Source organism: Halopseudomonas litoralis (genome assembly GCF_900105005.1).
GTDB lineage: Bacteria > Pseudomonadota > Gammaproteobacteria > Pseudomonadales > Pseudomonadaceae > Halopseudomonas > Halopseudomonas litoralis.
The window spans coordinates 2774931-2796854 of record NZ_LT629748.1 but is presented as its reverse complement, the minus strand read 5'-3'; the positions used below and the strand labels follow the sequence as shown (position 1 = coordinate 2796854).

At 60.3% G+C, this 21924-nt stretch carries 21 protein-coding genes; 11 read left to right on the top strand and 10 right to left on the bottom strand.

All coding sequences use genetic code 11. The features are described 5' to 3' along the window. Window positions 1-30: 30 nt before the first annotated feature. The gene (gene norR, locus BLU11_RS13470) at window positions 31-1617 is read right to left on the bottom strand and encodes a nitric oxide reductase transcriptional regulator NorR (protein ID WP_090274212.1); all 1587 of its coding nucleotides are present in this window, start codon (window positions 1615-1617) and stop codon (window positions 31-33) included. A 162-nt stretch (window positions 1618-1779) separates the two neighbouring features. On the opposite strand from norR, the gene BLU11_RS13465 reads away from it, so the two are divergent. Then, window positions 1780-2151: a hypothetical protein gene (locus BLU11_RS13465; protein WP_331456676.1), complete on the top strand. Its 372-nt coding sequence runs from the start codon at window positions 1780-1782 to the stop codon at window positions 2149-2151. A 14-nt stretch (window positions 2152-2165) separates the two neighbouring features. Here the strand turns inward: BLU11_RS13465 and BLU11_RS13460 are convergent, their stop codons facing one another. The 3 genes from BLU11_RS13460 to BLU11_RS13450 form a co-directional block, all read right to left on the bottom strand. Next, window positions 2166-2936, bottom strand: coding sequence for a phytanoyl-CoA dioxygenase family protein (locus tag BLU11_RS13460; RefSeq protein ID WP_231702204.1), 771 nt, complete (start codon window positions 2934-2936; stop codon window positions 2166-2168). A gap of 137 nt (window positions 2937-3073) precedes the next feature. Next, entirely contained in the window at window positions 3074-6184 is a 3111-nt protein-coding gene (locus BLU11_RS13455; RefSeq protein WP_090274210.1) for an efflux RND transporter permease subunit, read from the bottom strand. A gap of 2 nt (window positions 6185-6186) precedes the next feature. Beyond that, entirely contained in the window at window positions 6187-7284 is a 1098-nt protein-coding gene (locus tag BLU11_RS13450) for an efflux RND transporter periplasmic adaptor subunit (RefSeq protein WP_090274207.1), read from the bottom strand. A gap of 88 nt (window positions 7285-7372) precedes the next feature. On the opposite strand from BLU11_RS13450, the gene BLU11_RS13445 reads away from it, so the two are divergent. The 3 genes from BLU11_RS13445 to BLU11_RS13435 all read left to right on the top strand — a co-directional run bounded on the left by BLU11_RS13445 (window position 7373) and on the right by BLU11_RS13435 (window position 8587). Beyond that, entirely contained in the window at window positions 7373-8017 is a 645-nt protein-coding gene (locus tag BLU11_RS13445) for a TetR/AcrR family transcriptional regulator (RefSeq protein WP_090276484.1), read from the top strand. Window positions 8018-8087: 70 nt separating this feature from the next. Beyond that, entirely contained in the window at window positions 8088-8315 is a 228-nt protein-coding gene (locus BLU11_RS13440; RefSeq protein ID WP_090274205.1) for a hypothetical protein, read from the top strand. Next, the gene (locus tag BLU11_RS13435; protein WP_090274201.1) at window positions 8312-8587 is read left to right on the top strand and encodes a cell division protein ZapA; all 276 of its coding nucleotides are present in this window, start codon (window positions 8312-8314) and stop codon (window positions 8585-8587) included. The genes BLU11_RS13440 and BLU11_RS13435 overlap by 4 nt, the downstream gene beginning before the upstream one ends. A gap of 6 nt (window positions 8588-8593) precedes the next feature. On the opposite strand, the gene BLU11_RS13430 is transcribed toward BLU11_RS13435, so the two are convergent. Beyond that, the gene (locus tag BLU11_RS13430; protein ID WP_090274199.1) at window positions 8594-8845 is read right to left on the bottom strand and encodes a hypothetical protein; all 252 of its coding nucleotides are present in this window, start codon (window positions 8843-8845) and stop codon (window positions 8594-8596) included. A 180-nt stretch (window positions 8846-9025) separates the two neighbouring features. After that, on the bottom strand, window positions 9026-11203 hold the full coding sequence (locus tag BLU11_RS13425) for a malate synthase G (protein WP_090274197.1): 2178 nt from the start codon (window positions 11201-11203) through the stop codon (window positions 9026-9028). 175 nt (window positions 11204-11378) lie between these two features. Here BLU11_RS13425 and BLU11_RS13420 point away from each other — a divergent pair, with 175 nt between their 5' ends. Continuing rightward, complete coding sequence (locus BLU11_RS13420; RefSeq protein ID WP_090274195.1) at window positions 11379-12311, top strand: phospholipase BipL; 933 nt, start codon at window positions 11379-11381, stop codon at window positions 12309-12311. A gap of 42 nt (window positions 12312-12353) precedes the next feature. Here BLU11_RS13420 and BLU11_RS13415 read toward each other — a convergent pair whose 3' ends face one another. Then, window positions 12354-13106, bottom strand: coding sequence for a DUF2059 domain-containing protein (locus BLU11_RS13415; protein WP_090274192.1), 753 nt, complete (start codon window positions 13104-13106; stop codon window positions 12354-12356). 145 nt (window positions 13107-13251) lie between these two features. On the opposite strand from BLU11_RS13415, the gene BLU11_RS13410 reads away from it, so the two are divergent. Beyond that, a complete protein-coding gene (locus BLU11_RS13410) occupies window positions 13252-13896 on the top strand; it encodes a 2OG-Fe(II) oxygenase (protein ID WP_231702203.1) in 645 nt (214 codons plus the stop codon). A gap of 2 nt (window positions 13897-13898) precedes the next feature. Continuing rightward, window positions 13899-14378 carry a DUF523 domain-containing protein gene (locus BLU11_RS13405; RefSeq protein WP_090274188.1) on the top strand — a complete coding sequence of 160 codons (480 nt, stop codon included), beginning with the start codon at window positions 13899-13901 and terminating at the stop codon, window positions 14376-14378. Here BLU11_RS13405 and BLU11_RS13400 read toward each other — a convergent pair. From BLU11_RS13400 to BLU11_RS13390, 3 genes are all read right to left on the bottom strand, one after another. Then, window positions 14332-15261 carry an SdiA-regulated domain-containing protein gene (locus tag BLU11_RS13400; protein WP_090274186.1) on the bottom strand — a complete coding sequence of 310 codons (930 nt, stop codon included), beginning with the start codon at window positions 15259-15261 and terminating at the stop codon, window positions 14332-14334. The two genes, BLU11_RS13405 and BLU11_RS13400, sit on opposite strands and share 47 nt — an antisense overlap. 76 nt (window positions 15262-15337) lie before the next feature. Continuing rightward, on the bottom strand, window positions 15338-16006 hold the full coding sequence (locus BLU11_RS13395) for a fumarylacetoacetate hydrolase family protein (protein WP_090274184.1): 669 nt from the start codon (window positions 16004-16006) through the stop codon (window positions 15338-15340). Between the two features lie 51 nt (window positions 16007-16057). Then, the gene (locus tag BLU11_RS13390; RefSeq protein ID WP_090274182.1) at window positions 16058-17452 is read right to left on the bottom strand and encodes an FAD-binding oxidoreductase; all 1395 of its coding nucleotides are present in this window, start codon (window positions 17450-17452) and stop codon (window positions 16058-16060) included. 173 nt (window positions 17453-17625) lie between these two features. On the opposite strand from BLU11_RS13390, the gene serA reads away from it, so the two are divergent. The 4 genes from serA to BLU11_RS13370 all read left to right on the top strand — a co-directional run bounded on the left by serA (window position 17626) and on the right by BLU11_RS13370 (window position 21858). After that, window positions 17626-18855 (top strand): phosphoglycerate dehydrogenase, encoded by a 1230-nt coding sequence (serA, locus tag BLU11_RS13385; RefSeq protein ID WP_090274179.1) that lies wholly within the window; start codon window positions 17626-17628, stop codon window positions 18853-18855. A gap of 250 nt (window positions 18856-19105) precedes the next feature. Further along, the gene (locus BLU11_RS13380; protein ID WP_090274177.1) at window positions 19106-19711 is read left to right on the top strand and encodes an outer membrane beta-barrel protein; all 606 of its coding nucleotides are present in this window, start codon (window positions 19106-19108) and stop codon (window positions 19709-19711) included. Window positions 19712-19810: 99 nt separating this feature from the next. Next, window positions 19811-20488: a response regulator gene (locus BLU11_RS13375; RefSeq protein ID WP_090274174.1), complete on the top strand. Its 678-nt coding sequence runs from the start codon at window positions 19811-19813 to the stop codon at window positions 20486-20488. Further along, window positions 20485-21858: an ATP-binding protein gene (locus BLU11_RS13370; protein WP_197674196.1), complete on the top strand. Its 1374-nt coding sequence runs from the start codon at window positions 20485-20487 to the stop codon at window positions 21856-21858. Before BLU11_RS13375 ends, BLU11_RS13370 begins: the two co-directional genes overlap by 4 nt. Window positions 21859-21924: the final 66 nt, after the last annotated feature.

Genomic DNA, 21924 nt, shown 5'->3' with positions numbered 1-21924 from the left:
CAAATACCCGCGTTTTAAGGGGGCCAGCGATCATCCGGGTATGTCAGGAAGGTAGTTGGGTTTGCTCTGGACCGCGAGTCCTAGCCGGCGCGTCAGTCGGTGCAGGTTTCCGCGGTCTATCTGCAATGTCCGTGCGGTGGCAGACAGGTTGCCGTTATTGCGCTGCAACAGGGTCTCGATGAGTTGGCGTTGATAGGCGTCCACCGCCTCCCGCAGCCCATCATGCGAGTGGTCCCGCTCCGGAATCTGCGCAGCGATGCCTATCGGCGATAACACGGTGGTCAGACCCAGATCCGCTGCGGACAACTGCAACGGCATTGTGGGTGTTCCGCGGGTGCGGGTTCTGAGCATGGCGCGGCCGATCAGGTGCTCGAGCTCGCGAACGTTGCCTGGCCAGTCATAAGCCAGCAGCACCTCGCGGGCGTCCGGGGTCAGGCCCAGACTGTGCAGCTGCAAGCGGGCGCGGCCCTGTTCGAGAAAGTAGCCGGCGAGCAGGAGTACATCGCGCCCGCGTTCGCGCAGGGCAGGCACGCGCAGAGGGTAGGCGCTGAGGCGGTGGTAGAGATCGGCGCGGAAACGGCCGGCGCGTACTTCCTCGGCCAGGTCACGGTTGGTGGCGGCGATGATCCGCACATCCACACGCTGTTCCCGATCCGAGCCCAGACGCTGCAGTTGTCCGTTCTGCAACACGCGCAACAGCTTGGCCTGCACGCTGAGCGGCAGTTCGCCGATCTCATCAAGAAACAGGGTGCCGCCGTCGGCCAGCTCGAATTTACCGCCGCGGGCGCCTGTAGCACCGGAAAAGGCGCCGCGCACATGGCCGAACAGTTCACTTTCCACCAGCGCTTCCGGCAATGCCGCACAGTTGAGGCTGATCAAGGGGTTGTTCCAACGCGCCGACTGCCGATGGATTGCCTGGGCAACGAGTTCCTTGCCGACACCAGTCTCACCGCTGATCAGTACCGCTAGGTGGCTTCCGGCGACCAGTTCGATTTCCTTAACCAGGTGTTGATGGGCTTCGCTGTTGCCGATCAGCTCCTGGGATGGAACGCAGTGGGCCGCCTGGCGCCAGGTTTCCGCCAGGCGACGCTCATCTTCGGCCTGGCGCGTCAGGCTGCTCATGCGCTCGCAGGCTTTGACCGTGGCCGCAGCCAGGCGCGTGAAGGCTTCCAGACTGGGCAGGTCGATGTGGCCGAAGCGGGCCGGGTCCAGCGAGTCCAGGGTAAGCAGGCCCCAGGGGCGATTGTCGATGTACAGGGCACAGCCCAGACAGTCATGTACCTGCAGGCGACCCGGCGTGCTTTCGACCAGGCCGTCATAGGGGTCGGGCAGACCGCAGTTCGCGGCGAAGCGGGTGGCGCCGGAACTGGCCAGCAGCGCCGCCAGCCGTGGATGTTCTGCCACCTTGAAGCGGCGGCCCAGTGTATCCGGGCTGAGACCCAGCACCGCGACCGGTACCAATTGCTCACCCTCCAGTCGCAGCAAAGCGAGGGCGTCGCAGGGCAGGCATCCGCGCAGCGCCAACAACAGGCGCCGGTAATGTTCTGTCTGCGGCAGATCGCGACTGAGATCGTCGAGCAGAGGCAGCAATGTGGCAAGCATGGCAGTAGCAGTCATTGATCGTCTTTTTGACAACAGCTGGGTTTTCATTACCAGAAACAGAGTTGTGAATATGACCACGACGGCGGAGCAAGTCCTTGATATTGGTCAATTCAGACGCTGGCACGCTTTGTGATAGGGAAGCAGGGAATACCGACAATCACATGAGGAGATAACACCATGAAATCCATGATCGCTTTCAGCTTGACCCTGGTGCTGACCGCGGCAGGAAATGCCGCACGGGCCGACGAGATCGTTGCCGAGACAACGGATACCACCGCCGGCGGCGCCCTGGGAGTGGGCACCGGCGTCATGCTCGGCGGCGCGGCGGGTGGGCCGTTGGGCGCGTTGGTCGGCGCGGGCATCGGCTTGCTCGTCGGCAAGGGCCTGCAGAGCGCCGGCGGCCTGGAAGAGCGGGCCTATGAAGTGCGTGGAACGGACGGTGAGAATGCGGTGGTGCGCTCGCCCACAACCGAGTTTGCCATCGGCCAGCAGGTGGAACGTCGCGGCAGTCAGCTGCATGCAGCCAATACCTCCGAAGCTTCTCGCTAGGAGGTAATCATTTTTCAGAGGTTTTCCAGCGGCGGGCGGCTTCGGCGGCGGGCCCGCTGCTCGGTCACTTTCAGGGTCAGCCGGGTCAGCAGGCTGCCGGCGTGGGGGGCGCCATAATGAAACAACGCGGTTGCACGCCTGTGTGTGGGGCTGCAAGGCTCATTGGCATGCAACGACCGATAGCCCCAGAACAGGTAGAGATTGCCCGGTTGTAATATCAATCGCAATGGTTGGACCCAGCCGCGCGTTATGGCGGTCACCAGCAGCCTGCGGCTCAGACGATTCTGCAGCAGGGTTTTCTCCACTACATTGAATATCGCGCTGGAGCGTACCGGCCTCAAATTGGGAAACATCAACAGATGCCCGCATTGTTCGGTGTCCTCGGGGATTTCGATGGGCACCAGCGCGGTGACCAGGGAAGCATCGTAGTGGAAGGCGTTCGATTCGCGCCTGCCGGTATAACCCTGCACGCAACGCAATACCTGCCTGATCACGGTGTCATGGGCCGGTTTGGCGCAGCTCAGACGATGCACCGAGTCGAGCAATGAGCGAAATTGATCTGACTCAGCCATCAGGCCGAGCAGGCTGCGTTCGACGGTAGGGCCGCCGTGGTAGGCAAAATAGTTACCCTGGTGCTGGACCGCCTGTGCTGACAATTCTGCACGCAGGCGATTGAGCTGTTTCGTGTCGAGATAATCGTGAATGCAGGCGAAGCCTTGTTTCCTGATATCCGCAACCAGTTGATTGCGGGTTTGTGTATCGATTTCCTTGAACGTTGCAGTCAAATCGGCGCTCCTGCCAGGTTCACCGGCGAGACCGCAGCGGGCCGGTGATCGGTAAGGTTGGTGCCAGCAATGCTCGGGAGATGGCGCAATGCAAACAAGTATGGTTCCTATTGCCGGACCAACCTATAACCTTTATCTCACGGATGCGTTTGTTGAGCTGGAGCCCCCCGGAGTTCTGTCGCTTCGGTTTCGCGAACGCGGAACCAGGCGGCATACAGCGCCGGCAGGAAGAGCAACGTCAACGCCGTGGCAATGGCCAGTCCGCCCATGATGGCCACCGCCATCGGCCCGAAGAATACACTGCGTGACAACGGGATCATCGCCAGAATCGCCGCCAATGCGGTCAACACGATAGGGCGGAAGCGGCGAACCGTGGCATCGATGATGGCATGCCAGCGGTCATGTCCGGCGGCAATATCCTGTTCGATCTGGTCCACCAGGATCACCGAGTTGCGCATGATCATGCCGGACAACGCGATGGTGCCGAGCATGGCGACAAAGCCGAAGGGCTCGCGAAAGGCCAACAGGAAGACGGTCACGCCGATCAATCCCAAGGGGGCGGTGAGAAACACCATGATCGAGCGTGAGATGCTGCGCAGCTGCAGCATCAGCAGCGTCATCACCACCAGCACGAACAGCGGTATACCATCCATGATCGACTGCTGGCCGCGCCCGGCATCTTCTACGGTGCCGCCCACTTCGAACTGATATCCGCTGGGCAGCTCGGCGCGAATCGGGTCGAGCGTGGGCATTATCTGTTGTACCAGGGTGGCCGGCTGGTCAGCGCCATGAACATCTCCGCGTACGGTCACCGTCGGCAGTCGGTTGCGGCGCCAGATTACGCCTTCCTCGAAGCCGTATTCCAGGGTGGCAACTTGCTCAAGTGCCACGCTGCGTCCGTTACCGGTGGGAATGGCCAGACTCGGCAGGCTCTGCAATGCATCGCGCTCCCGGGTGGTGCCGCGCAGTGCGATTTCGATCAGCTCATCGCCCTCGCGGAATTGGCTGACGGCCGTACCGGTCAGCTGACTGGCCAGAAAGCCGGCCACATCACTGGTGCTCAGGCTCAGCGCGCGGGCGCGTTCCTGGTCGATATTCAGGTAGACCACCTTGCTGGGCTCTTCCCAGTTGAGGTGAACGTTGGTCACGCCCGGGTTTTCACGCACCTTGGTGGCGACCTCGCGGGCGATACGCCGCACCTCATCGATGTGTTCGCCAGAGATGCGAAACTGAATCGGATAACCCACCGGTGGTCCGTTCTCCAGCCGTGAAATGCGGGCCCGGACATCAGGGAAATCCTGCTCCAGCATCTCCAGCAACCAGTGCCGCAATTGCTCGCGGTCGGGGATAGATTTGGCCTTGATGACGAACTGGGTAAAACGTGTCGCCGGCAGCTGTTGATCCAGCGGCAGATAGAAGCGTGGCGAGCCGGTGCCGACGTAAGCAACAAAGTTGTCGATGCCCGGATGGTCGCGCAGTCGTTCTTCCAGACGCTCGGCCTGGGCCTGTGTGGCCTTGAGCGAGGCGCCCTCGGCCAGCGTGATGTCGACCATCAGTTCGGTGCGCGCCGACGGCGGGAAGAACTGCTGTGGGACCAGCCGGAACAGCAGTATCGAGCCGATGAACAAGCCCAGAGTCACGCCGATCACCAGCCAGCGATGGGATACGCACCAATGCACGGTGCCGCGCACCCGCTGGTAGAAACGAGTGGCGTAGGGGTCCTGGCTGTCCGGGTTGCCGCCGTGTTTTTTGGCATGCAGCCTCGCCATGTCGGGCAGCAGGTTGTAACCCAGATAAGGTACGAAAATGACGGCGGCGATCCAGGAGACCAGCAGCGCTATGGTCACCACCTGAAAAATCGCCCGGGTGTATTCGCCCACGCCCGAGGCGGCGGTGGCAATGGGCAGGAACCCGGCGGCGGTAATCAGCGTGCCGGTGAGCATCGGGAAGGCGGTGCTGGTCCAGGCGAAGCTGGCCGCCTTGATCCGGTCGAAACCCTGCTCCATCTTGATCACCATCATCTCCGCCGCGATGATGGCATCGTCCACCATCAGCCCCAGCGCCAGTACCAGGGCGCCGAGGGAAATCTTGTGCAGGCCGATATCGAAGTAGTTCATCACCGTGAAGGTCATCGCCAGCACCAGCGGAATCGATAGCGCCACCACCAGGCCGGTGCGCAGGCCAAGGGAGAAGAAGCTCACCAACAGCACGATGATCACCGCCTCGGCCAGTACCTTGACGAACTCGCCAACGCTTTCGCGTACCGCTTCCGGCTGATCGGATACCTTGTGCAACTGCAGGCCGACCGGCAATGTCTGGCGCATCCGATCGAACTCGGTTTCCAGGGTCTGGCCCAGAGCCAGAATATCGCCGCCGGCCTTCATCGACACCGCCAATCCCAGCGCATCCTGTTCCATGAAACGCATCCGCGGTGCCATGGGGTCATTGAAGCCCCGCCGCACATCCGCTATGTCGCCGATGCGGAAGGTGCGGTCGCCGACGCGGATGGGGAATTGCCGAATCTGCTCGACTGTCTCGAACTGCCCGGACACACGCAGACGCACCCGTTCATCGGCGGTCTCGAAAAAGCCTGCCTCGCGCAGGGCATTCTGTTCCTGCAATGCCTGCTGTACAGCGGCCAGCGGCAGGCCCAGCGTTGCCAGCTTGACGTTGGACAGCTCGATCCAGACCTTCTCTTCCTGGACGCCGATCAGCTCGACCTTGCCGACGTCAGTGATGCGCTGCAGTTGAAGTTGAAGACGCTCGGCGTAATCCTTCAACAGCGCGTAGTCGAAGCCGTCGCCGGTCAGCGCATAGATATTGCCGAAGGTGGTGCCGAACTCATCATTGAAGAACGGGCCGACGATGTCCGGCGGAAGGGTATGCTGGATATCGCCGATCTTTTTCCGTAACTGATACCAGAGTTCCGGTATCTCCCTGGAATCCAGACTGTCCAGCGCGACGAAAGTGATGGTTGATTCTCCAGGACGGGAGTAGGACACCACCTGCTGGTAGGCGCCGGTTTCCATCGCCTTCTGCTCAATCCGGTCGGATACCTGACGGGCGACTTCCTCGGCGGTTGCCCCCGGCCAGTTGGTACGAACCACCATGGCCTTGAAGGTGAACGGCGGATCTTCACTCTGGCCCAGCTCGCCATAGGACAGGACCCCGGCCACCGACAACACCAGCATGAAATACAGAACGATCTGACGATTGCGCAGCGCCCAGGCGGAGAGATTGAATGACATGATTATTCCCCGTCGAGCGTGACGCTGCGATTCTGGCGATCCACCGGTTGCACGGTCTGGCCTTCGACCAGCATATGCACGCCAGCGGCAACTACCCAATCATCGGCCGTCAGACCATCCAGAATGGTCACCTGATCCTGGCCGTAGGCACCCATGCGAACCGGCGTGCGCACAACGCTGTGGGTGGGTGGGTCGATCACCCAGACAAAAGTCTGCTGTTCCTCTGAACTGACCGCGGACAGCGGCACCGACAGCGCTACCTGATCCGGCTGATGGATAAATACCCTGGCGCTCTGGCCGACCTCGACCCGCTGCTCCTCGGCATCGAAACTAACCCGCGCAGCAAAGGTTCGGGACTGGGGATCGGCGGCCGGCGACAACTCGCGCAGCGTGCCGACAGAGCGCTCCTCGGGACGCGACCACAGCTCCACCTCCACTGTCTGGCCAATGAGGATATGGCCGATGCTGCTTTCCGGCAGGCTGATCAATACTTCGCGCTCACCGTCGGCGGCCAGCACGAACACCGTCTGGCCCGCTGCAATCACTTGGCCAACCTCCACCGAGCGGCGGGCGATCACGCCATTTTGCGGGGCACGCAGAACACTGTAGGTGGCCTGGTTATCGGCCACGTCGAATTCGGCGCGGGCCTGTTTCAGTCGAGCAGCCGCCGAGCGATAGGTGTTGTCGGCGTTATCGAATTGCGAGGAGCTGATCATCTGGCGCTCGAGCAGTGTCCGGTAACGGTCACGTTCGGTCTTTGCCAGTTGCAGATTGGCTTGGGCTGCGGCGACCTGGGCACGCGCTGCTTCCAGTTGCAGACGCACATCCTCGGGGTCGAGTTCGGCCAACGGCTGGCCTTTGCGTACCCGTTCCCCGGCATCCACCATACGTTTGGACACCTTACCAGCGATACGGAAGGCCAGTTCCGGCTCGAAGCGCGCACGCACCTCACCGGGGTAGCTCTGCACCTGGGCCTGTGCCGGCTGCGGTTGTACCGCGACCGCAGGGCGTGGCGGCGCTTCGACGGTTTCGGGTTCACGACATCCGGTCAGGACGGTGAGGGTGACGGCAAATAAACCGAGCAGAGCATGGCGGAACATGGGCAACGACCTGTCGCAAAGAGTTGGGAATAACTGAACTGATGGGTATAGTATGAATAGCAAACTCGCCAGTCCAGTATTTAAGAACATGTCTGAAAAAAAATTGCAGACCAGTGGCCTCGGTCGGCCGAAAGACCCTGCCAAGCGACAGGCCATCCTCAATGCGGCCCAGACGTTATTCCTGCGTAACGGCTATGAAGGCACCAGCATGGATGCCATCGCCGGGGAGGCGGGGGTCTCCAAACTCACGGTCTACAGCCACTTCAACGACAAGGAAACGCTGTACGGCGCTTCCATTCGCTACGTCTGCGAGATGCAGATGCCGCAGCTGTTATTCGATCATTCCGCCGAGCTCAATATCCGCCGCCGGTTGCACCGTATCGGCGATGCCTTCTGCACTCTGATCAACAGCCGCGAGTCATTGGCCCTGCACCGGCTGTTGGTCAGCATGGCCGGGCAGGATATGAAGTTGGCGCAACTGTTCTACGAAGCGGGACCACAAAGGATATGTGACGGCATGGTGCAGGTGCTGCAGCGGGCCCAGGCAGCGGGCGAGATGCAGGTCGCTGACCCGCTCAGCGCTGCGCGACATTTCTTCTGCCTGCTCAAGGGGGACCATAACTTCCGGTTGCTGATTGGCTATGATCAGGCCTTGAGTGCGGCAGATCGTCAGCAGCACGTTGATGAAGTGGTGGAGATTTTCTTGCGTATTTACGCGCCACCACCCGCCTGAGAGACAGCTTGCAGCTGGTGGTATGCCGCGCTTTGGGATATCCTCTGCGCCTTTTCTCAGGGGGTATGACATGCTGGAAACCACTCTCACCCAGCTCGAGCGACTGGTCACCGATCTGCTGCAGCAAAATAGCACGCAGAGCGAGAATATCACTCGTCTGGAGCAGCAACTACAACAGGCCAAGGAAGAGAATGACAGCCTGCAGCTGGCTGCCATGGAACAGGAAGAGCAACAGGCATCGATGTTGGCACGTCTGCAGGCACTGGTGCAGCGTGGCGGTGTCAGCGCCGAAGCATGAGTGATATCCAGGTCATCAGTCTGCTAGGGCAGGATTACTCGTTCCGCATCGCTGCGGATGAGGCGGTGCTGTTCCAGCAGGCTGCGGATCTGCTGCAGCAGAAGCTCGCAGACACCAAAGCCCGCCATCATGGCAGCGGGCATACCGAACTGCTGGTAGCGACCGCTCTGAGTCTGTGTGTGCCGTTGGTTCGGCAGACGGAGCAACTGCAGGACGCCGAACAGCGCCTGGCCGACCTGGTCGGGATGCTCGAATCGCCGATTGATCGATGAGAGTAGTCAGGCCGGCGGCGGCTCGGCGTTTTTCCGGGTGCCGCGAAGGTTCATCAGAAACAGGCCGATCTGCAGTGCAATCAGCGCCCAGGCATCTGCGTGCCAGCCCCAGGCAACCCAGAGCAGATTACTGCTGATAAAGCAGATGAAGCCGGCCAGGCGTTTTATTCTGTTGCGCGAACCCACCAGCCAGGCCGCCACCAGTGTGACGACCATCGCTGGCCATTGCAGCAGGTTGATCAGGCTATCTATATCCATAATCGATCAGACCGGACCGGCAGGCTCGCGTTCCGTCAGGATGCACTCCGGCTGGTGAGCGCTCGTAATGGAGCGCATGTTTCACCTTCTGCACTGACTGCATTGACGACATATACATACTGAAGCCACAAAAAAACCCGGCAGATTTCTCTGGCCGGGCTTTTCAGCGTGCAGCGGGTATTACATGCCGTACTTGGCTTTGTACTCGCGGCGGCAGCGATGCAGAACTGGTTCGGTGTAACCGTTCGGCTGTTTGCTGCCCTCGAGGATCAGTTCCAGCGAGGCCTGGAAGGCAATGTTGTTGTCGAAGTCAGGTGCCATCGGCTGGTAGCCGGCGTCGCTGGCATTCTGTCGATCTACCACCAGTGCCATGCGCTGCATGCTTTCGATCACCTGCTCCCTGGTGATGATGCCGTGACGCAACCAGTTGGCCAGCAGCTGGCTGGAAATACGCAGTGTTGCGCGGTCTTCCATCAGGCCGACATCGTTGATATCCGGCACCTTGGAGCAGCCGACACCCTGACTGATCCAGCGCACCACGTAACCCAGGATGCCCTGAACGTTGTTGTCGATCTCGTTCTTCTTCTCGTCATCGCTCCAGTTGGTGTTCTGGGCCAGCGGAAGGGTCAGGATGTCGTCTACCGAGGCGAACTCGCGCTCGGCCAGTTCCTTCTGGCGCTCGAATACATTGACCTTATGGTAGTGCAGGGCGTGCAGAGTGGCGGCAGTCGGGGACGGAACCCAGGCGGTATTGGCACCGGCCATCGGGTGGCCGATCTTCTGCTCCAGCATGCCGGCCATCAGGTCCGGCATGGCCCACATGCCCTTGCCGATCTGGGCACGACCGGACAGGCCGCAATTCAGGCCATGATCGACGTTCCAGTTTTCATAGGCACTGATCCACTTCTCGGCCTTCATGTTGGCCTTGCGCACTACCGGGCCTGCTTCCATGGAAGTATGGATTTCATCGCCGGTACGGTCGAGGAAGCCAGTGTTGATGAATACGACGCGCTCACTGGCGGCCTTGATACAGGCTTTCAGGTTGACGGTGGTGCGGCGCTCTTCATCCATGATGCCGACCTTGAGTGTGTTGCGTGTCAGCCCCAGCAGGTCCTCGACGCGGTCAAACAGCTCGTTGGCGAAAGCCACTTCTTCCGGACCGTGCATCTTCGGTTTGACGATATAGACGCTGCCGGTGCGGGTATTGCGGCGGCTGGTGCTGCCATTGAGGTTATGCATGGCGGTCAGGCTGGTCACGATACCGTCGAGAATGCCTTCGGGCACTTCGCGGCCATCTTTGTCGAGGATGGCATCATTGGTCATCAGATGCCCGACGTTGCGCACGAAGAGCATCGAGCGGCCGTGCAGTTTCAGCTCGGAGCCATCCGCCTTGATATAGGTCCGGTCCGGGTTCATGGTGCGGGTGAAGGTCTTGCCGTCCTTGCTGACGGTTTCGGCCAGATCACCTTTCATCAGGCCCAGCCAGTTCTTGTAGGCCAGCACCTTGTCATCGGCGTCGACGGCGGCAACCGAATCTTCGCAGTCCATGATGGTGGTGATGGCAGACTCCATCAGCACATCCTTGACGCCGGCAGCATCGGTCTGGCCAATCGGGCTGGACGGATCGATCTGGATCTCGAAATGCATGCCGTTATTCTTCAGCAGCAGGGCCTGCGGTGCTGCGGCGTCGCCCTGGAAGGCGAGGAACTTGTCGGCTTCCTTGAGGCCGGTCTCATTGCCATCCTGCAGCGTGACGCTCAGCTGACCATTGTTGATGGTATAGGCGGTGGCATCCACGTGGGAACCTTTGGCCAGTGGAGCTGCCTCATCAAGGAACGCGCGGGCGAAGGCGATAACCTTGTCACCGCGGATCTTGTTGTAACCCTTGCCTTTCTCGGCGCCGCCTTCTTCGCTGATGGCATCGGTACCGTAGAGAGCGTCATACAGGGAGCCCCAGCGGGCATTGGCGGCATTCAGGGCGAAGCGGGCGTTCATGATCGGCACAACCAGCTGCGGGCCGGCCATGGTAGCGATCTCTTCGTCGACATTTTCGGTCGTGATCTTGAAATCGGCCGGCTCCGGCAGCAGGTAGCCGATTTCCTGGAGGAAGGTTTTATAGGCGACGGCATCGTGAGTCTGACCCGCACGTTCCTGATGCCAGGCGTCAATACTCGCCTGCAGGTCGTCACGTTTGGCCAGCAGGGCGCGGTTCTTCGGCGCCAGATCATGAATCAGCGTATCGACTCCGGCCCAGAAAGCGTCAGCTTTCACACCGGTACCGGGAATGGCCTGCTCATTGATGAAGTCGAAAAGAACCTTGGCAATCTGCAGATTACCGACTTGGACGCGTTCAGTCATGAAAACCCCTCACTCTACGGAGATACTGCGCCTGGGCGCATAAGGACGTGGCATTTGGAGACGCAGCATGTTACACGATGATCGTTTGCAAATCATGTTCAAAACGTGGAATTGTGTCGGTATCAGATCAAAGCGGCAGATAATTACCCGTCAGCTGCCCCCTGGAAGAATTCCAATGGACCAAGCGTTTCTGAATTCCCTCGTCGAACAACTGCCGGAGCTGGAGCCGGGTCAACCGTTCAATCAGGCCGCCAGACAGTATGCCAGCTACTACGGCATCGATTTCAGTGCCGATGCAGCTCAGCATCTGGGGCGTATTACCGTCGATGGCTTCGACGTTGCCGTACAGGTCTGGCGGCCATCGGCGCCACGCGGCACGCTGGTTCTGTTGCATGGCTATTACGATCACATGGGGTTGTATCAGCACCTGATTCGTTGGGCGCTCAGCCAGCGCCTGGCGGTACTGGCATTCGACTTGCCGGGGCACGGATTGTCCAGTGGCGCGCGGGCGAGTATCGATTGCTTCCTGCGTTATCAGCAGGTGCTTGATGGTGTGCTTGAACAGGGTCGGTTGTGGAAGTTGCCCGCGCCATGGCATTTCCTCGGGCAGAGCACCGGCGGCGCGATTCTCATCGACCGGCTATTGCATGGTCCCATGCCGGAGCAGGCCGGGCAGACGATTTTGATGGCACCTCTGGTTCGGCCGCGGCAGTGGGGCGTTTCGCAGTTCAGTCTCAAACTGTTGGGAGGCTTTATCCAGCAGTTGGGACGACGCTTTACCGATAACTCGACCGATCTGGATTTTCTCGAATTCATTCGTCAGCACGACCCGCTGCAGGCGCAGGTATTGCCGGTGGCCTGGGTGCAGGCGTTGGACAAGTGGATTCCGCGTATCGAGACGGCCGTGCCGGCAGCGCATCGCCCCTTGATAGTGCAGGGGCAGGCTGATGGTACGGTGGACTGGCAGCATAATATCAAGGTGCTGCAGGACAAGTTCGATGCTCCCGAGCTGTTCTACCTGCCCAAGGCGCGCCATCATCTGGCTAATGAAAAGCCCAGGTATCGCCGGCAATATCTTGATTGGCTGGGCGAGCGGCTGGGCTACTGATTCGGCCACTGATTCGGGAGTCGCAGCGCGCCCTGAATAGGCTCAGGGGTTCAGCGCATCGCGTACGGCCTGCTCCGTGGCGCGATAGAAGGCCTGCCCGCCGACGGACTCGGCCCATTCAGCAAAGCGGGTCAGTTCGTCGTCACTCAGGTCGCGGTAGATATAGGCCAATGTCTCCGGCAGGTTGGAGCGCATCTGCTCACGCAGTCGGTCGCGACTGGCAGTACCGCCCTGTTGCGGAATCTTCATCAGCCCACCCAGCAGATCGTTGGCGCTCTGCGCCGCCAGCCCGGTGAGCGCCATGGAAACTTCTACACCCAATTCCAGTGCCGGCAACCGGCTGCCCAGTCGCTCGATCAAGGCGTGGCGTTCAGCGCTCAACTGCCGCGTTGGCAGGCCTTGCTGCATGGTGGCCACCGATGCTGGGGAGCTGGCCTGGGTTTCAGCTGAAACTATTTTTCTTCCCAGGGGACTGTTGAAGAAGGTCAGTGCCTGCTGGATAGCTGCCGGCTCCATGGCCAGGGCCAGCCGGGCCTGGGCGCGGTCATGCATGCCCTGCGGCTCGAAACGCTGACTGCTGTTGCGCACCAGCGTTTCCTGTACCGCCGGCGGAAATTGCCCGGCATAGCGCTGCTGAGCGCTCTGCAGTGCGGCCTGGAAGTGCTGTTGGTGTTGCGCCATGCCGGAGCGTTGGTACAGCTCTGCGGGGCTGGCGCTGACATGGCCGGCATAGAGGCTGCACAGCAGCAGAGCGGCAAAGATGAACCACAGAGAAGACAGGGGGAAAGGGCGCATGGATCCTCGCAATCATGGGGTCGGGTCAGTATGGAATGCTGTTACGCAAGAGGCGGTCCGTTTACACTATGTGGCGCCCGGGACCCCGGGTCTTGTCCGCCGTGCCACGTCCGTGGCACGGCGATGCCGCTATTCCGATTTGAGTATGAATAGGATGCCCGAGTTCCCTGCCGCTGCGGCAGACCGTCTGGTCTGCGTGGCTGACAGCCTTGCTGTGCACGGCTGGTCGATAACCGAGAGTGCATTGCCCGACGAACTGATCGGTGAGCTGGAGCGTAACTGCCACTCTTTGTGGGCCAGCGAAGCCTTACAGCCAGCGGCGGTAGGGCGGGCCGGTGAGCAGCTGGTGCTGCCGGAGGTGCGAGGGGATCATATCCGCTGGCTGGATGACTGTCCGGCCAACGCGGCCGCCGCGGCGTATATCGGGGCGATGGAGGAATTGCGCCACGTGCTGAATCGAACCCTGTTCCTCGGCCTGGATAACTTCGAGACCCACTATGCACTGTATCCCCCCGGTGCCGGTTACCAGCGGCATGTGGATAGATTCAAGGACAGCCCATTGCGCACCGTCTCGGTGGTTCTGTATCTGAATAGTCAGTGGCAGCCGGGTGATGGCGGCGAATTGCGTCTGCATCTGCCGGATGGCGTGATGGATGTGCCGCCACGGGCAGGCACCCTGGCGGTGTTCATGAGCGCCAGTCTACCTCACGAGGTGCTCCAGGCGCAGCGTGATCGGGCCAGCCTGGTGGGCTGGTTCCGGCGCCGGCCGGACAACCCGTTGATGCATTGATCATGCAGAAGATTCTTGTCAGCAGTTGCCTGCTGGGGCGGCCGGTCCGCTACGACGGCAGCGCCCATGGTCCTTATTCCCTGCTGCAGCACTGGCAGGCACAGGGACGGGTGGTGGCGCTCTGCCCGGAAGTCAGCGGCGGTCTGCCCACGCCCCGGCCGCCGGCGGAAATCCCCGGCGGTCAGGGCGCAGCCGTGCTGGAGGGGCTACTACCTGTGGTTGATGTGGGTGGGCGCGATGTCAGTGCGGCGTTTCTTGCCGGTGCTGCCGCTGCGGTGGAACTGGTCAGCCGCCAAGGCATCAGGTTCGCTGTGCTCAAGGCGCGCAGCCCTTCCTGCGGGAATCAGGAAACCTATGATGGCACCTTCACCGGCAACCGCGTTGCCGGTGAAGGTGTGACCGCGGCCGCTTTGCGCCGCCGCGGGGTGCAGGTGTTCAACGAGAATGAACTGGAACTGCTGGCTTCTCTGCTGACGGATTGACCGGCGTAAACCGGTAGAACAGGTTCGGCTCGCTGACCACATAGATACGCCGCTGGCTGTCGACGGTCAGCCCTTCGGCCTGCGGCACGGTCCGGCTCAGGCCGCTCATGCCGCGCCACAAACCCAGCAGACTCAGGGGCTTACCTTCGGCACTGTATTCCACCACCATGTGTGACTCATCGCTGAGCAGAAGCAGATGTCCGCTGCGGCTGTCCGCAGTGAGAGAAGACAGGTCGTTCATGAACAGACGGTCGGCCGGCAGCGCAGATTCGCTGGAGATGCTGATGGAAGCATCATCCGGCTGTCCAACGAAGCCGGTGATGCTCAGTACCTGCATCGGATCCCGCTCCTTGACCACCATCAGACGCTGACGCTTGCCATCCCAGGACAAACCTTCCAGACCTTTGTTGTCCTGATCACCCATGGACACCGTCAGACTGGGAGCGTCGGCCACATCCAGTTCCACGGCGTCGTCGGGAATTTCGATTTCCAGCAAGCGCCGCTTGCGTTCTTCGGCAATCACATAACGATTGTCCGTCACATGGGTCAGGCCTTCCATATCCTGTACGCCGTTGATCCGGATGCTGCGCAGCAACCGGCCGTCCAGACTCAGCTCGACGATCAGCGCGTTGCCATTGACGACGCCGAACAGCGTATTGCTGTTCTCGTTGTAGGTTAGCGCCGAAAGATCATCATCCAGCCCGGTGATCGGCAATGCGTCGATCTCAACCCGGTAGCGACCCAGGTCGAAGGCTTGCTCCGGCATGGGCTGGCGATTCAGCTTCCAGTTCTGCCATAGCAGGACATCAAGATTATTGAAATGCAGGAAGCTGTAGCCTGTGACCAGCAACAGCAGAATGGCGGTCAGCAGAAAACGTTTCAACAGGGGGGTTCCTCAAGGCGGTGAAAGCTGTCAGAACTGCTAGCCGCCGGAAAAGTTCCCGGCGGCTAGCTGCGCTTCACTCATGTACGCGGGTGACCTGCTGCAGGGTCCCGGGGATTGTCAGCTTTAATTCATCGCCGGGATTCAGCACACCGACCCCGGCTGGCGTCCCGGTGAGCACCACATCGCCAGGCAACAGGGTGAAGGCCCCGGCGATATGCTGCAGCAGGGCGATGATCGGAGTGATCATCTCGGCGCTGTTGCCCTGCTGACGCAGCTCGCCATTGATCTGCAATCGCAGCGGCAAGTCATTCAGGGCAGGCGCTTGATCGGGGCGGACAAAAACGGACAGCGGGCAGGCGGCATCAAACGCCTTGGCCCGCTCCCATGGGTGGCCCTTGGCCTTGAGCTGGTCCTGCAGTTCGCGCAGGGTCAGATCCAGCGCCAGGCCGACACCGGTTATCGCCGCTGCGGCATCTCCTGGACCGACGGTACCGGACAGTGGCGCGCCGATCAGTAGGGCGATTTCGGTTTCGTAATGCACAGCGCCACGACCGGTTGGCAGATGGAAGCTGTCGGCCAGAGGCACTACCGCGGTGGCCGGTTTGATGAACAGCAGTGGTTCGCTGGGCACCGGGTTGTTCAGCTCGCGCGCGTGTTCTGCATAGTTGCGCCCCACGCAGACCACTTTGCCCAGGGGCAGATCGATCGGCGTTCCGTCATTGTATTGATGCTGGTAGGTCATTGGTTACCCCTTGCACGCAAATGAATTTGCCGTCCGCACGATGGCTTCCGTTCAGGCCGGGAAGATCTTGCCCGGGTTCATGATGCCGTTCGGATCGAACACCGCCTTGACCGCCTTCATCACGGCAATTTCCTCGGCGCTGCGGCTGTAGCCCAGGTAGTCGCGCTTGGTCATGCCCATGCCATGTTCGGCGGAGATCGAGCCGTTGTAGCGCTGGACGATCTCGAACACCCACTGGTTGACGCTGGCGCACTTGGCAAAGAACTCTTCCTTGGGCATGGCGTCGGGCTTGAGGATATTCAAGTGCAGGTTGCCGTCGCCGATGTGGCCGAACCAGACGATCTCGAAATCGGGGTAATGTTCGCCGACGACAGCGTCGATGTCCCGCAGGAAGGCGGGTACCTGGCTGATGGTCACCGAGATGTCGTTCTTGTACGGCGTCCAGTGGGAGATGGTCTCGGAGATGAACTCGCGCAGCTTCCACAGATTCTGCAACTGTTGCTCGCTCTGGCTCATGACGCCATCCAGTACCCAGCCCTGCTCCACGCAGTACTCGAAGGTTTCCAGTGCCTGGTTGGCGATCTCCTCGCTCACCGCCTCGAATTCCAGCAGGGCATAGAAGGCGCAGTCGGTCTCGAAGGGCGCGGGTACGTCGCCGCGGTCCATTATCTTGGCCATGGCCTTGTCGGAGAAGAACTCGAAAGCGGTCAGGTCCAGCTTGCCCTGGAAGGCATGCAGTACCGGCATGATGGAGTCGAAATCCGGAGTGCCCAGAACCATCGCGGTGAGATTCTTCGGTGCCCGTTCCAGGCGCATGGTCGCCTCGACGACGAAGCCCAAGGTGCCTTCAGCACCGATGAACAGCTGACGAAGGTCGTAGCCAGTGGCGTTCTTGATCAGCCCCTTGTTCAGTTCGAGCAACTCGCCGGCGCCGGTCACCACCTTGAGGCCGGCCACCCAGTTGCGAGTCATGCCATAGCGGATAACCTTGATGCCGCCAGCGTTGGTGCCGATATTGCCGCCGATCTGGCTGGAGCCCGCGGAGGCAAAGTCCACGGGGTAATACAGGCCCTGTTCTTCGGCATACTGCTGCAGCTGCGCAGTTACCACGCCCGGCTGGCAGGTGACGGTGCGATCATAGGCATTGAAATCGAGAATCCGGTTCATGTAATCGAAGGACACCACGATTTCGCCATTCGCGGCCACTGCAGCGGCCGACAAACCGGTGCGGCCGCCGGACGGGGTCAACGCCAGTTTATGTTCATTGGCGAAGCGCACCAGGGCCTGGACCTGCTCGGTGCTCTTGGGGAACACGATGGCCAGCGGGGCCGGCTCGAACTGCTTGGTCCAGTCCTTGCCCCAAGTGGTCAGTGACTCACTGTCGGTACGAACCTTGTCGGTGTCGACCAGCGTTTTCAGGGTTTCAATGATGGCTTCAGGGGTCATGGCGGCTCTCAAACAAAATTCATGCAGGGCCTGAACACATTTCATGCTGCGAACAGGCATCTGGAAAAGGGAGATTATGCTAGCATATGCGGCTTCCGAAACAGGTCAGCGACGGAGAAAACGCCGAAAAACCTGACGGACCATCATACATCAGCATTACGGGTAACTGACACATGGCTAAAACCTCGCTGGACAAAAGCAAAATCAAGTTTCTGCTCCTCGAGGGTGTGCACCAGACTGCCGTCGACACTCTGAAGGCAGCCGGTTACACCAATATCGATTATCACACTGGCTCGTTGCCGGAAGAACAACTCAAGGAAGCGATCGCCGAGGCGCACTTTATTGGTGTCCGTTCCCGTACCCAGCTGACTGCGGACGTGCTTCAGCATGCAAACAAACTGGTAGCCATCGGCTGTTTCTGCATCGGCACCAACCAGGTTGATCTCGACACGGCCCGTGAGATGGGTGTGGCGGTGTTCAACGCGCCGTATTCCAATACCCGTTCGGTTGCCGAGCTGGTGCTGGCCGAGGCCATTCTGCTGCTGCGCGGCATTCCCGAGAAGAACGCGGTCGCCCACCGTGGCGGCTGGTTGAAGAGCGCCACCGACTCCTTCGAGATTCGCGGCAAGAAACTGGGCATCGTCGGTTACGGCTCTATCGGTACTCAGCTTTCGGTACTGGCGGAAAGCCTGGGCATGCAGGTGATTTTCTATGATGTGGTGACCAAGCTGCCGCTGGGCAATGCGCAACAGGTCGGCTCGCTCACCGAACTGCTGGGTACCGCTGATATCGTCACCCTGCATGTGCCGGAAACCGCCGCTACCAAGTGGATGATCGGCGAGAAGGAAATCCGTGCCATGAAGAAGGGCGGCATCCTGATCAACGCTGCGCGTGGCACCGTGGTCGAGATCGACGCACTGGCCGCAGCACTGGCCGACAAGCACCTGAACGGTGCGGCCATCGATGTGTTCCCGGTCGAGCCGCGTTCCAACAAGGACGAGTTCATTTCGCCGCTGCGTGAGTTCGACAACTGTCTGTTGACTCCGCACATCGGTGGCTCGACCATGGAAGCCCAGGCCAACATCGGTCTGGAAGTGGCTGAGAAGCTGGTGCGCTACAGCGACAACGGTACCTCCATTACCTCGGTCAACTTCCCCGAAGTGGCGCTGCCATCGCATCCGGGCAAGCACCGCCTGCTGCACATACACCAGAACATCCCGGGTGTGATGAGCGAGATCAACCAGGTGTTCGCCAGCAACGGCATCAACATCTCCGGTCAGTATCTGCAGACCAACGAGAAGGTCGGTTATGTGGTCATCGACGTCGATGCTGCGTACTCCGATCTGGCGCTGGAAAAACTCCACGAGATCACCGGTACCATTCGCTGCCGCGTGTTGTTCTGATGTGACTGGGTGGCGGGGCAATCCCGCCACCTGTTGTTTTTTCGCTATTTCTTCTCTTCTCGACTCCATTGCTCACTTGTCCTCCACTTACGGTCATAAACGGGCAATCCGGAGAGACAGCGCGTATTTGCGTCTATCTGTTCGGGCGCTGATTGCCGCTCGTTCAGCTCAGGTTCAGCAAGAGTTCAGGCTAGGTTCAGCGGCGGGCTGGCATGCTGTCTCCCATCATTTATCAACGGAGAGCCAAGCCATGAAAACCACACTGAAACTGATTGCCGTCGGTACTACCATGGCGTTTGCCAGCCTGCCGGCATTTGCTCAGGACAACTTCGTCGGACTGACCTGGGGCGAAACCAGCAATAACATCGACCGCTCCAGTGCCCTCAAGGGCAGCTCGCAAACCAGCCGCCTGGACGACACCATCAATAATTCCGGTACCTGGGGCGTTCGCGGTGGTGTTCAGGATGACACCGGACGCATGTACCTGACCTATGAATACGTATCGGATACCTATTCCAGCCGCTACAAACTGCGCCAGCAGAACCTGCTCGGCAGCTACGATCTGTTCCTGCCGGTTGCGGACAGCACCAGACTGTTCGGCGGCGTCACTGCCGGTCTGGTCAAGCTGGAGCAGGATTCACCCGGATTCCATCGCGACAGTGATCTTGGTCTGGCAGGTGGTCTGCAGGCGGGTATCCTGCACAGCCTGAACCCGGACTTCTCGATCGAAGCTGGCTACCGCTATCTGCGCACGACTGTCGATGCCAGCCTGAACGCCCGAGACCGCAGTGTGGGCGGCTCTTTTGACCTGAAGAGCTCGGATCAGGCCTATCTCGGTTTAAACTATCACTTCTGATTCCGGTGTGAACCCGACCCGCCCGGCAGCAGAATCTGATGCCGGGCGGTTTTGCATGCGCCAGTTCCGGCCAACAGTCCCACTATCGGAGGCAGCAGCATGAAGCTTCTGTTGGTAGAAGACGAGGCGCTGTTGCGCCACCACCTGTCCACGCGCTTCGGTGAGGCGGGGCATATTGTCGATGCCGTCGACAGCGCCGAGGATGGCGTGTTTCAGGCTCAGCAGTTCAACCACGATATCGCCATCATCGACCTGGGCTTGCCTGGCATGGGTGGACTGGATCTTATCCGCCAATTACGCAGCATGGGTCGGACCTTCCCAATTCTGATATTGACTGCCCGTGGCAGTTGGCAGGACAAGGTCGAAGGGTTGACCTGCGGTGCGGATGATTATGTGGTCAAACCCTTTCAGTTCGAAGAGCTGGAGGCGCGGCTGAATGCTCTGGTGCGGCGCTCCTCGGGTTTTGTTCAGGCACGGATCAGTACCGGAACACTTGTGCTGGACCTGAACCGCAAGCAGGCCATGGTCGATGATAAGGCGTTGCCGCTCACGGCCTTTGAATACCGGATTCTCGAATATCTGATGCGCCATCATCAGCAGGTGGTGGCCAAGGATCGACTGATCGAGCAGTTGTATCCCGACGATGACGACCGTGACTCCAATGTCATTGAGGTATTGGTCGGGCGGTTGCGTCGCAAGCTGGAGACGGCTGGAGAGCGCGAGCTGATCGAAACGGTGCGCGGCCAGGGCTACCTGTTTGTCGGGCAATGCCATTGATGCGCTCACTGCGTTCCCGGTTGGTGTTCAGTGCCGCCGGCTTTGCCATGCTCTTCGTGCTGGCGTTGCTGCCGGCGTTGCAGAATGTGTTCGATCAGACTCTCGAGCAGGTCGTCCAGCAGCGCCTGGCTGCTGATGCGGCTACCCTGATCAGCGTGGCTACTGTGGTTGATGGCAAGCTGGTCATGCCGGAACACATGCCAGATGAAGAGTTCAACCTGCCTGAAGCCAAGCTGCTGGGCTACGTGCATGACGTGGCGGGCAACCTGATCTGGCACTCGCGCTCTACTGAAGACGAGCAGTTGAGCTATCTGCCGCACTTCAGCGGCAACCGTATCGACTTTCTGCGCATACGTGACCTGGATCAGCGGGAATACTACGTCTACGACGTGGAAGTGAACCTGGCGGGGGATGATGAACTGCCGCTGAGCTTCATCACAATGTTGCCGAGCAGCGAGTTCGCACCTCTGCAGAAAAGCTTCAGTCAGAAGTTGCGGTCATGGCTGGGTGGCGGATTGTTGATTCTGCTGGTGCTGCTCTGGCTCGGGCTGACCTGGAGCCTGCGCTCACTGGGTGGTGTGCGGCGGGAGCTCAACGAAATCGAGCAGGGCAGACGTGCTGCGCTGACGGATAAACATCCTGCCGAGCTTGCACGTTTGACGCGCTCCTTGAATCGCCTGCTCGACAGCGAGCGCCTGCAGCAGACGCGGTATCGTGATTCGCTGGCGGATCTGGCTCACAGCCTGAAAACGCCGCTGGCGGTGCTGCAGACCGTGGCGGAAAAGATCCGCGAGCAACCAGGCCGCAATGAGCAATCCCGTGTGTTGCAGGACCAGATCGAGCGGATGAGCCAGCAGATCGACTATCAATTGCAGCGAGCCAGTCTGCGCCGCAGTGGCCTGGTATTGCATCAGGCCAGGCTGGCGCCGGTAGTTGCGAAGCTCTGCGAGGCGCTGAGCAAGGTTTATCAAGAGAAGCCGGTGCGAGTGGCGTTTGATATCAGTGATGATTTTCAGGTGCCGATGGAAGAGGGTGCATTACTGGAGTTGCTGGGCAACCTGCTGGAAAATGCCTACCGTCTGAGTATCTCGCATATCAGAGTCAGAGCGACCGCACGTCAGGGTGTTTGTGAGATCACTGTCGAAGATGACGGGCCCGGTGTGCCGGAGAGTCAGCGTCAGCGGGTAATAGGTCGGGGTGAGCGCCTGGATACGGCCCACCCGGGGCAGGGCATCGGGCTGTCCGTGGTTCGCGATATCATCGAAAGCTACGATGGTGAACTGAGCCTGGAAGATTCAGCACTGGGTGGCGCGGCCTTCCATGTTCGCTTGCCCAGCGAAAGGCTGGCTCCAGGCAGGCGGCGTACCTGACCGGTGCAATACGTGGCACGCATGAGACGCTGATTCACGCTCCAGCGTGGGAACGCCTGCCGGGAC

Coding starts and splice junctions, on each gene's coding strand:
- norR (WP_090274212.1), bottom strand. CDS start 1,617: ATGACTGCTACTGCCATGCTTGCCACATTGCTGCCTCTGCTCGACGAT.
- BLU11_RS13465 (WP_331456676.1), top strand. CDS start 1,780: ATGAAATCCATGATCGCTTTCAGCTTGACCCTGGTGCTGACCGCGGCA.
- BLU11_RS13455 (WP_090274210.1), bottom strand. CDS start 6,184: ATGTCATTCAATCTCTCCGCCTGGGCGCTGCGCAATCGTCAGATCGTT.
- BLU11_RS13450 (WP_090274207.1), bottom strand. CDS start 7,284: ATGTTCCGCCATGCTCTGCTCGGTTTATTTGCCGTCACCCTCACCGTC.
- BLU11_RS13445 (WP_090276484.1), top strand. CDS start 7,373: ATGTCTGAAAAAAAATTGCAGACCAGTGGCCTCGGTCGGCCGAAAGAC.
- BLU11_RS13440 (WP_090274205.1), top strand. CDS start 8,088: ATGCTGGAAACCACTCTCACCCAGCTCGAGCGACTGGTCACCGATCTG.
- BLU11_RS13435 (WP_090274201.1), top strand. CDS start 8,312: ATGAGTGATATCCAGGTCATCAGTCTGCTAGGGCAGGATTACTCGTTC.
- BLU11_RS13430 (WP_090274199.1), bottom strand. CDS start 8,845: ATGGATATAGATAGCCTGATCAACCTGCTGCAATGGCCAGCGATGGTC.
- BLU11_RS13425 (WP_090274197.1), bottom strand. CDS start 11,203: ATGACTGAACGCGTCCAAGTCGGTAATCTGCAGATTGCCAAGGTTCTT.
- BLU11_RS13420 (WP_090274195.1), top strand. CDS start 11,379: ATGGACCAAGCGTTTCTGAATTCCCTCGTCGAACAACTGCCGGAGCTG.
- BLU11_RS13415 (WP_090274192.1), bottom strand. CDS start 13,106: ATGCGCCCTTTCCCCCTGTCTTCTCTGTGGTTCATCTTTGCCGCTCTG.
- BLU11_RS13410 (WP_231702203.1), top strand. CDS start 13,252: ATGAATAGGATGCCCGAGTTCCCTGCCGCTGCGGCAGACCGTCTGGTC.
- BLU11_RS13405 (WP_090274188.1), top strand. CDS start 13,899: ATGCAGAAGATTCTTGTCAGCAGTTGCCTGCTGGGGCGGCCGGTCCGC.
- BLU11_RS13395 (WP_090274184.1), bottom strand. CDS start 16,006: ATGACCTACCAGCATCAATACAATGACGGAACGCCGATCGATCTGCCC.
- BLU11_RS13390 (WP_090274182.1), bottom strand. CDS start 17,452: ATGACCCCTGAAGCCATCATTGAAACCCTGAAAACGCTGGTCGACACC.
- serA (WP_090274179.1), top strand. CDS start 17,626: ATGGCTAAAACCTCGCTGGACAAAAGCAAAATCAAGTTTCTGCTCCTC.
- BLU11_RS13380 (WP_090274177.1), top strand. CDS start 19,106: ATGAAAACCACACTGAAACTGATTGCCGTCGGTACTACCATGGCGTTT.
- BLU11_RS13375 (WP_090274174.1), top strand. CDS start 19,811: ATGAAGCTTCTGTTGGTAGAAGACGAGGCGCTGTTGCGCCACCACCTG.